The organism is Paralcaligenes ureilyticus (genome assembly GCF_004346225.1).
Lineage (GTDB): Bacteria > Pseudomonadota > Gammaproteobacteria > Burkholderiales > Burkholderiaceae_B > Paralcaligenes > Paralcaligenes ureilyticus.
The window spans coordinates 47,947-55,132 of sequence record NZ_SMAJ01000022.1 but is presented as its reverse complement, the minus strand read 5'-3'; the positions used below and the strand labels follow the sequence as shown (position 1 = coordinate 55,132).

Genomic DNA, 7,186 nt, shown 5'->3' with positions numbered 1-7,186 from the left:
GGGCTATTCGCCCCACGAGTTCGCACGCCGCCCCGAAGCCGGCCCTGCGCGCGGGAAGTCATGGCGCAGCCATGACCGTGACCGTCAGAGCCCGATCCACCTTAACCGCCCACGACGCGGCGCTAGAAGGTTTTATGCGGCATAGGGCGGCACAAAAAGAATGCCACCTGCAGCGAATGCCACCCACAAGGGGTGGCGCTACGGGTGGCGCTATCTACCGCTACAGAAGCCCGGCTTATTCTGCGTCGTCAGCCTCGACAACTTCAGGACGGTCAACCAGTTCCATGAACGCCATAGGCGCGTTATCGCCCTGACGGAAACCCATCTTCAATACACGCGTATAACCGCCATTGCGCTCTTTATAACGCGGACCAATTTCAGCAAAAAGCTTGACCACCGCGTCACGGTCGCGCAAGCGCGCAAACGCCAAACGTTTATTGGCCAAAGTAGGCTCTTTACCCATCGTAATAAGAGGCTCAACCACACGGCGCAACTCCTTGGCCTTGGGCAAAGTCGTCTTGATGGCTTCGTGCGTGAGCAGCGACACCGCCATATTGCGGAACATAGCCAGACGATGACTGCTGGTGCGATTTAACTTACGTAGACCACTGCGATGACGCATGATGTTTTCCTTTGAATCGAGTGAACGGTTTGACCCGTCTAATTAACCGGCTCTTCTATCAGCAACGCTGCGGGCCGGGTGGTGATGGGACGGCAACACCTGTTGACCGTCCCTTTGTTGGCAGCCACAAGGGCTGCCGCTACATTTAGGGACGCTCGAGGCCCAGGGGAGGCCAGTTTTCCAGCTTCATGCCCAGCGTCAGGCCGCGTGCAGCAAGCACTTCCTTGATTTCGTTCAAGGATTTGCGGCCCAGATTGGGAGTCTTGAGCAACTCGTTTTCCGTACGCTGAATCAGGTCGCCGATGTAATAGATGTTTTCGGCCTTCAGGCAATTGGCCGAACGCACCGTCAACTCCAGATCGTCGACCGGACGCAACAGCACCGGATCGATCTGCGGCGTGCCGCGAGCAGGCACTTCGTAAGAGTCGCCGGCGCCTTCAAGCGCCGCAAAGACCGAGATCTGATCCATCAACAGGCGAGCCGACTGACGCACCGCTTCTTCGGGCGAGACCACACCATTGGTGTAGATATCGAGCACCAGCTTGTCCAGGTCGGTACGCTGCTCAACACGAGCGCTTTCGACCGCATAGCTGACCCGGCGAACCGGGCTGTATGAAGCGTCAAGTACGATCCGGCCTATGGTATGAGTGCGATCATCGATCAAAGCGTGCACATTGCCCGGCACATAGCCGCGGCCTTGCTCAACCTTGATCTGCATTTCCAGTTTGCCGGCATCGGTCAGCGTTGCAATAACGTGATCGGGATTGATGATTTCCACATCGTGCGGCAATTCGATATCGCTGGCCACAACCACGCCGGCGCCTTGCTTGCGCAGGACCAGCGTCACTTCTTCGCGATTGTGCAGCTTGAACACCACCCCTTTCAGGTTCAGGAGTATGTCGACGACATCTTCGCGCACACCGGCCAGAGTGGAGTACTCGTGCACCACACCGGTAATCTGAACTTCGGTAGGCGCATAGCCCGTCATGGACGAGAGCAAAATGCGGCGCAGGGCGTTACCCAGCGTGTGACCATAACCGCGTTCGAAGGGCTCCATCACGACCTTGGCGTGATTTTTTCCTACAGGGACCACTTCAATCGAGCGGGGCTTTAAAAAACCTTGAGACGACATGACTTGTTATTCCTTTTCAATACCCTCGGCTCGTTACACCGATAAGGCTGACGGACAAGCCGGGCAGACCGGCCAATGACATCGCAAAGCCCACTTTTCAGCTTAAGCGGAAAAGTGGGCCTGTCGCGAAATACAGCTGCGCTTCTTGACTTAACAATTAGCGGGAATACAGCTCGACGACCATCGACTCGTTAATGTCGCGAGCAACATCGGCACGATCGGGAGCTTGCTTGAAGGTGCCGGCCAATTTGCTGGCATCGACTTCTACCCACTGCGGCAGACCTTGGCCATTGGCCAGATCCAGCGACTCGCGGATGCGAAGCTGCGCTTTGGCTTTTTCGCGAATCGCCACCACATCGCCGGACTTGACGATAATGGACGCGATGTCGGCGGTTTTGCCATTGAGCTCGACAGCACGGTGATTCACCAGCTGGCGCGCTTCAGCGCGGGTCGAACCAAAGCCCATGCGATATACGACGTTGTCCAGGCGCGATTCCAGCAGTTGAATCAGGGTCTCGCCCGTGTTGCCACGGCGACGCTCTGCTTCTTGAAAATACCGGCGGAATTGCTTCTCGAGTACGCCATACATGCGTTTGAGCTTTTGCTTTTCACGCAGCTGCAAACCGTAGTCGGACGTACGCGCACCAGACGTGCGGCCGTGCTGACCGGGTTTGGACTCGATCTTGCATTTCGAGTCGAGCGAGCGACGGGCGCTCTTCAAAAATAAATCGGTACCCTCGCGGCGCGAGAGCTTGCATTTAGGTCCAATATAACGTGCCAAGATGCTTCCCCTTAGATGCGACGGCGTTTGGGTGGGCGGCAACCGTTATGCGGCACCGGCGTGATGTCGGAAATACTGGAAATCTTGATTCCCAGGGCATTCAGTGCCCGCACAGACGACTCGCGGCCAGGGCCTGGGCCCTTGATGCGAACTTCGAGGGTCTTGATGCCGTATTCCAGAGCGACCCGTCCGGCCGACTCGGCTGCCACCTGAGCAGCGAAAGGCGTGGACTTGCGCGAGCCTTTGAAACCCGCACCGCCCGATGTGGCCCAGGACAACGCATTGCCCTGACGATCGGTAATGGTGATGATCGTATTGTTGAAGGACGCGTGAACGTGCGCAATACCGTCCGAAACGCTCTTCTTGACTTTTTTGCGTACGCGGGTTGCGCCGCTGGTGGAAGCTTTCGCCATCTTCTATTCCTCGATTATTTCTTCAGGGACGCTGCGGCGCGACGCGGACCTTTACGGGTGCGCGCGTTGGTGCGGGTCCGCTGGCCACGCACTGGCAGGCCACGTTTGTGGCGCATGCCGCGATAAGTTCCCAAGTCGATCAAACGTTTGATCGATAGTTGCACTTCACGACGCAAATCACCTTCAACCGTGAACACACCTACATGTTCGCGAATACGCTCGAGCTCGGTATCGGTAAGGTCTTTGACCTTCTTCGATACGGCGATACCCGACGCTTCGCAAATTTTGCGGGCGCGAGCGCGACCAATGCCAAAAATGGCAGTAAGTCCGATTTCGGCGTGTTGATGCGGCGGAATGTTAATGCCAGCAATACGGGCCATGACTGTTCCTTGTTAAATCCGTTACGTTTCGGCCGTTTAGCCTTGACGCTGCTTGTGACGTGGGTCGGTGCAAATGACACGCACCACGCCGTGACGTTTAATGATCTTGCAATTGCGGCAGATCCGCTTTACTGATGCCATTACCTTCATGGTTGACTCCTGGTTTCCTGTAGCCGATCGCTTATTTAGAGCGGAATACAATTCTGGCGCGCGACAGATCATAGGGCGTGAGTTCCACTGTGACCTTGTCACCCGGCAAAATCCGGATGTAATGCATACGCATCTTGCCCGAAATGTGGCCCAGCACTACATGGCCGTTTTCAAGCTTGACACGGAAAGTTGCATTGGGGAGGTTTTCGATGACCTCACCTTGCATTTGTATAACGTCGTCTTTTGCCATTGTTCCTTCTTTACCGCATTGGCAGCCCCGCGCCTTTGAAGTTAGCCTTCTTCAGGAGCGAGTCATATTGGTGAGACATCATGTAGGCTTGGGCCTGCGCCATGAAGTCCATGGTCACCACCACAATAATCAGTAAAGAGGTGCCTCCAAAATAAAACGGTACGTTCCAGCGTGCCTGCATCAGTTCAGGCAACAAACACACCAGAGTAATATAAATCGCACCGGCCAGCGTCAAACGCATAAGTATCTTGTCGATATACCGCGAGGTTTGCATGCCCGGACGTATGCCTGGAACAAAAGCACCGCTCTTTTTCAGGTTGTCTGCCGTTTCACGGCTATTGAACACCAGCGCCGTATAGAAAAAGCAGAAGAAAATGATCAAGCCCGAATACAGCGTGATATACAGCGGTTGCCCCGGGGTAATCGCCGCGGCCAGGTCACCCAGCCAGCGCATGTGCGGGTTGGCGGAAAACCAGCTGGTAATCGTGGCGGGCAGCAAAATAATCGACGAAGCGAAAATGGGAGGGATAACTCCTGACATATTCAGCTTCAGCGGCAAATGAGAGCTTTGCCCACCATAGATCTTGTTGCCGACCTGGCGCTTGGCGTAATTGACAGTAATACGACGCTGCCCGCTTTCGACAAACACCACGAAATACGTTACCGCTATGACCAGCACCAGAATGAAAAGCGCCGACAAAACCGACATGGCATCAGTACGCACCAGATCAAGCAAGCCCGTCAACGCATTAGGCAAACCAGCCACGATACCCGCAAAAATCAGGATCGAAATACCATTGCCCAGACCACGCTCCGTAATCTGCTCGCCGACCCACATCACATACATCGTGCCAGTCACCAGCGTCACCACCGTGGTGAAGCGGAACATCATGCCCGGATCGATAACCAGACCAGGCTGGGACTCAAGAGCCACCGAGATGCCAACCGCCTGGATCAACGCCAGAAACACGGTGCCGTAGCGCGTGTACTGCGTAATTTTGCGCTGACCCGACTGCCCTTCTTTCTTGATCGCCTCGAGCGTAGGCACCACCACCGCCATCAGCTGCATGATAATCGCAGCCGAGATGTACGGCATGATCCCCAACGCGAAGACCGAGAAACGCTCGAGCGCGCCACCGGAAAACATGTTGAACAAGCCCAGGATGCCGCTCTGATTGTGCTGAAACAGCTCAGCGAGCGAATCAGGGTTGATCCCCGGCACCGGAATGTGCGTTCCCAAACGATAGACGACCAGGGCCAGCACAAGGAACACCACACGGCGCTTGAGATCGCCGTATCCGGAGCCCGACTTGCTGTTCTGTGCCTGCGCTTTAGCCACCGTAACCCCTCTTAGGCCAACGAGCCGCCAGCGGCTTCGATGACTGCGCGAGCGCCCGCCGTTGCCGTCAGGCCCCTGAGCGTAACCTTGCGCGACAACTCGCCCGCCTTGATGACTTTGGCATAACGCACACTGTGGCCAACCAGGCCGGCCTGCTTGAGCACTTGAACGTCGATTTCATCGACGGGCAGGCGTTGCAGATCGGACAGGCGAACTTCGGCCGAAAGGTGTTGCCCCATGGGAGTAAAACCGCGCTTGGGCAGGCGGCGTTGCAAAGGCATTTGACCGCCTTCGAAGCCGACTTTATGAAAGCCGCCGGTACGCGATTTCTGGCCTTTATGACCACGACCGGCGGTTTTACCCAGGCCGGAGCCGATGCCGCGGCCTACGCGGCGCTTGGCGTGCTTGCTGCCAGCGGCAGGTTGCAACGTATTGAGTTGAGTTTCTGACATCCCGATTCCTTTTAGGCTTCCGAAACGGTGACGAGGTAATCCACCTTGCGGATCATCCCACGCACCTCGGGCGTATCGACCAACACGCGACTGCTATTGAGCTTGCCCAGGCCCAGACCGCGAACGGTGTCGCGATGAGACTGCTTGGTGCCAATAACAGAGCGCACGAGGGTTACTTTAATTTGCTTTTGCGCCATGACTTACCCCAGTATTTCTTCAACCGACTTGCCACGCTTGGCAGCCACTTCGGAAGGAGTCGAGCAGGCACGCAAGCCGTTGAGCGTTGCGCGAACCATGTTGTAAGGATTGCTCGAACCCAGACTCTTGGCCACCACGTTACGCACACCCATCACTTCGAAGATTGCGCGCATCGGGCCGCCGGCGATAACGCCAGTACCTTCGGCCGCGGGCTGGATCAAGACCTTCGAAGCGCCGTGCTTGCCCGTAACCGTATGGTGCAAAGTACCGTTTTTAAGAGCTACCTTGAGCAAACCGCGCCGTGCCTGCTCCATTGCCTTTTGAACGGCAACGGGCACTTCACGGGCTTTACCTTTGCCCATGCCGATACGACCATCGCCATCGCCCACCACGGTCAACGCAGCAAAGCTCATGGTGCGACCACCCTTGACCACTTTGCTGACGCGGTTGACCGCAATCATTTTTTCACGCAAGCCGTCGTCGCTCTCTTTCTCGGCGGCGTATTTGCCTTGTGCTTTAGCCATTTGACAATTCCTTGCTTAGAATTTCAGGCCGGCTTCACGCGCGGCGTCGGCCAGCGCTTTCACGCGGCCATGATAACGGAAGCCCGAACGGTCAAAAGCAACCAGTTCGATACCGGCCGCCTTTGCCTTTTCGGCAACGCGCTTGCCTACCAGACCAGCTGCGGCGCTATTGCCACCGCTGGCTTTCTTGTCGGCAAGCTCTTTGCGAACCTCGGGCTCGAGCGTCGAAGCGCTGACGAGCACGCGGTCGCCTTCGGGCGAGATAATATTGGCGTATATGTGCAGATTCGAGCGGAAAATCGAGAGGCGATGTACACGCAACTCGTGGATCTTCCGGCGGGTCGGTACTGCACGACGCAAACGGGATACTTTTTTGTCCATGATTCGTCCTTGTCTGCGCGCTTATTTCTTCTTGGTTTCTTTGATGACGACGTGTTCGTCCGCATACCGTATGCCTTTGCCTTTATAAGGCTCGGGAGAACGATAGGCACGGATTTCGGCCGCCACCTGACCAACAACCTGCTTGTCCGAACCCTTGATCACAATTTCGGTCTGGGTCGGGCACTCTATCTTGACGCCGGCAGGCGCCTTGTGCAGGATGTCGTGAGAAAAACCAAGTTGCAGCTTGAGCGAATCGCCCTGGACCTGGGCACGATAGCCCACGCCGACCAGAGTCAATTTACGCTCGAAGCCTTTGCTGACGCCGGCAACCATATTGTTGACCAGCGCGCGCACGGTCCCCGACATGGCTTTCGCATGACGAGTTTCATTAGTAACAACAAACGTCAGTTGATTGTCTTCAAGCTTGACGTTGACGTCGCCCGTCAGGGCTTGAGTCAGTGTGCCCAACGGGCCCTTGACCGTAATCAGGTTTGCGCTGATTGCAGCTTCTATGCCTTTTGGTACAGCGACCGGGTATTTTGCAATGCGTGACATGTGAGTCTC

General features: G+C 56.2%; 13 protein-coding genes. All 13 read right to left on the bottom strand.

Going from position 1 to position 7,186, the window contains the following annotated elements; all coding sequences use genetic code 11:
• Positions 1-235: 235 nt before the first annotated feature.
• The 13 genes from rplQ to rplF all read right to left on the bottom strand — a co-directional run bounded on the left by rplQ (position 236) and on the right by rplF (position 7,177).
• Positions 236-622 (bottom strand): 50S ribosomal protein L17, encoded by a 387-nt coding sequence (gene rplQ, locus EDC26_RS18765; protein WP_132585763.1) that lies wholly within the window; start codon positions 620-622, stop codon positions 236-238.
• Positions 623-767: 145 nt separating this feature from the next.
• On the bottom strand, positions 768-1,754 hold the full coding sequence (locus tag EDC26_RS18760; protein ID WP_132585760.1) for a DNA-directed RNA polymerase subunit alpha: 987 nt from the start codon (positions 1,752-1,754) through the stop codon (positions 768-770).
• A 157-nt stretch (positions 1,755-1,911) separates the two neighbouring features.
• Positions 1,912-2,535: a 30S ribosomal protein S4 gene (gene rpsD / locus EDC26_RS18755; protein WP_132585757.1), complete on the bottom strand. Its 624-nt coding sequence runs from the start codon at positions 2,533-2,535 to the stop codon at positions 1,912-1,914.
• Between the two features lie 11 nt (positions 2,536-2,546).
• Positions 2,547-2,948 (bottom strand): 30S ribosomal protein S11, encoded by a 402-nt coding sequence (gene rpsK, locus EDC26_RS18750; protein ID WP_132585754.1) that lies wholly within the window; start codon positions 2,946-2,948, stop codon positions 2,547-2,549.
• 14 nt (positions 2,949-2,962) lie between these two features.
• Positions 2,963-3,328 carry a 30S ribosomal protein S13 gene (gene rpsM, locus EDC26_RS18745; protein ID WP_132585751.1) on the bottom strand — a complete coding sequence of 122 codons (366 nt, stop codon included), beginning with the start codon at positions 3,326-3,328 and terminating at the stop codon, positions 2,963-2,965.
• A 36-nt stretch (positions 3,329-3,364) separates the two neighbouring features.
• Positions 3,365-3,478: a 50S ribosomal protein L36 gene (rpmJ, locus tag EDC26_RS18740; protein WP_003805360.1), complete on the bottom strand. Its 114-nt coding sequence runs from the start codon at positions 3,476-3,478 to the stop codon at positions 3,365-3,367.
• Positions 3,479-3,509: 31 nt separating this feature from the next.
• Positions 3,510-3,728 (bottom strand): translation initiation factor IF-1, encoded by a 219-nt coding sequence (gene infA, locus EDC26_RS18735; protein ID WP_068375372.1) that lies wholly within the window; start codon positions 3,726-3,728, stop codon positions 3,510-3,512.
• Between the two features lie 10 nt (positions 3,729-3,738).
• Positions 3,739-5,067 carry a preprotein translocase subunit SecY gene (secY, locus tag EDC26_RS18730; protein ID WP_132585747.1) on the bottom strand — a complete coding sequence of 443 codons (1,329 nt, stop codon included), beginning with the start codon at positions 5,065-5,067 and terminating at the stop codon, positions 3,739-3,741.
• An 11-nt stretch (positions 5,068-5,078) separates the two neighbouring features.
• Positions 5,079-5,519 (bottom strand): 50S ribosomal protein L15, encoded by a 441-nt coding sequence (gene rplO / locus EDC26_RS18725; RefSeq protein WP_132585744.1) that lies wholly within the window; start codon positions 5,517-5,519, stop codon positions 5,079-5,081.
• An 11-nt stretch (positions 5,520-5,530) separates the two neighbouring features.
• Positions 5,531-5,716: a 50S ribosomal protein L30 gene (rpmD, locus tag EDC26_RS18720; protein WP_132585741.1), complete on the bottom strand. Its 186-nt coding sequence runs from the start codon at positions 5,714-5,716 to the stop codon at positions 5,531-5,533.
• Positions 5,717-5,719: 3 nt separating this feature from the next.
• A complete protein-coding gene (rpsE, locus tag EDC26_RS18715) occupies positions 5,720-6,241 on the bottom strand; it encodes a 30S ribosomal protein S5 (RefSeq protein ID WP_132585738.1) in 522 nt (173 codons plus the stop codon).
• A 15-nt stretch (positions 6,242-6,256) separates the two neighbouring features.
• Positions 6,257-6,622, bottom strand: coding sequence for a 50S ribosomal protein L18 (rplR, locus tag EDC26_RS18710; RefSeq protein WP_132585735.1), 366 nt, complete (start codon positions 6,620-6,622; stop codon positions 6,257-6,259).
• A gap of 21 nt (positions 6,623-6,643) precedes the next feature.
• Complete coding sequence (gene rplF / locus EDC26_RS18705) at positions 6,644-7,177, bottom strand: 50S ribosomal protein L6 (protein WP_132585732.1); 534 nt, start codon at positions 7,175-7,177, stop codon at positions 6,644-6,646.
• Positions 7,178-7,186 lie beyond the last annotated feature (9 nt).

Excerpts from the sequence above, each read along its gene's own strand:
- rpmJ (WP_003805360.1), bottom strand. The coding sequence starts at position 3,478 with ATGAAGGTAATGGCATCAGTAAAGCGGATCTGCCGCAATTGCAAGATC.
- rplQ (WP_132585763.1), bottom strand. The coding sequence starts at position 622 with ATGCGTCATCGCAGTGGTCTACGTAAGTTAAATCGCACCAGCAGTCAT.
- rpmD (WP_132585741.1), bottom strand. The coding sequence starts at position 5,716 with ATGGCGCAAAAGCAAATTAAAGTAACCCTCGTGCGCTCTGTTATTGGC.
- rpsK (WP_132585754.1), bottom strand. The coding sequence starts at position 2,948 with ATGGCGAAAGCTTCCACCAGCGGCGCAACCCGCGTACGCAAAAAAGTC.
- rplF (WP_132585732.1), bottom strand. The coding sequence starts at position 7,177 with ATGTCACGCATTGCAAAATACCCGGTCGCTGTACCAAAAGGCATAGAA.
- rplR (WP_132585735.1), bottom strand. The coding sequence starts at position 6,622 with ATGGACAAAAAAGTATCCCGTTTGCGTCGTGCAGTACCGACCCGCCGG.
- rpsM (WP_132585751.1), bottom strand. The coding sequence starts at position 3,328 with ATGGCCCGTATTGCTGGCATTAACATTCCGCCGCATCAACACGCCGAA.
- rpsE (WP_132585738.1), bottom strand. The coding sequence starts at position 6,241 with ATGGCTAAAGCACAAGGCAAATACGCCGCCGAGAAAGAGAGCGACGAC.
- rplO (WP_132585744.1), bottom strand. The coding sequence starts at position 5,519 with ATGTCAGAAACTCAACTCAATACGTTGCAACCTGCCGCTGGCAGCAAG.
- EDC26_RS18760 (WP_132585760.1), bottom strand. The coding sequence starts at position 1,754 with ATGTCGTCTCAAGGTTTTTTAAAGCCCCGCTCGATTGAAGTGGTCCCT.
- infA (WP_068375372.1), bottom strand. The coding sequence starts at position 3,728 with ATGGCAAAAGACGACGTTATACAAATGCAAGGTGAGGTCATCGAAAAC.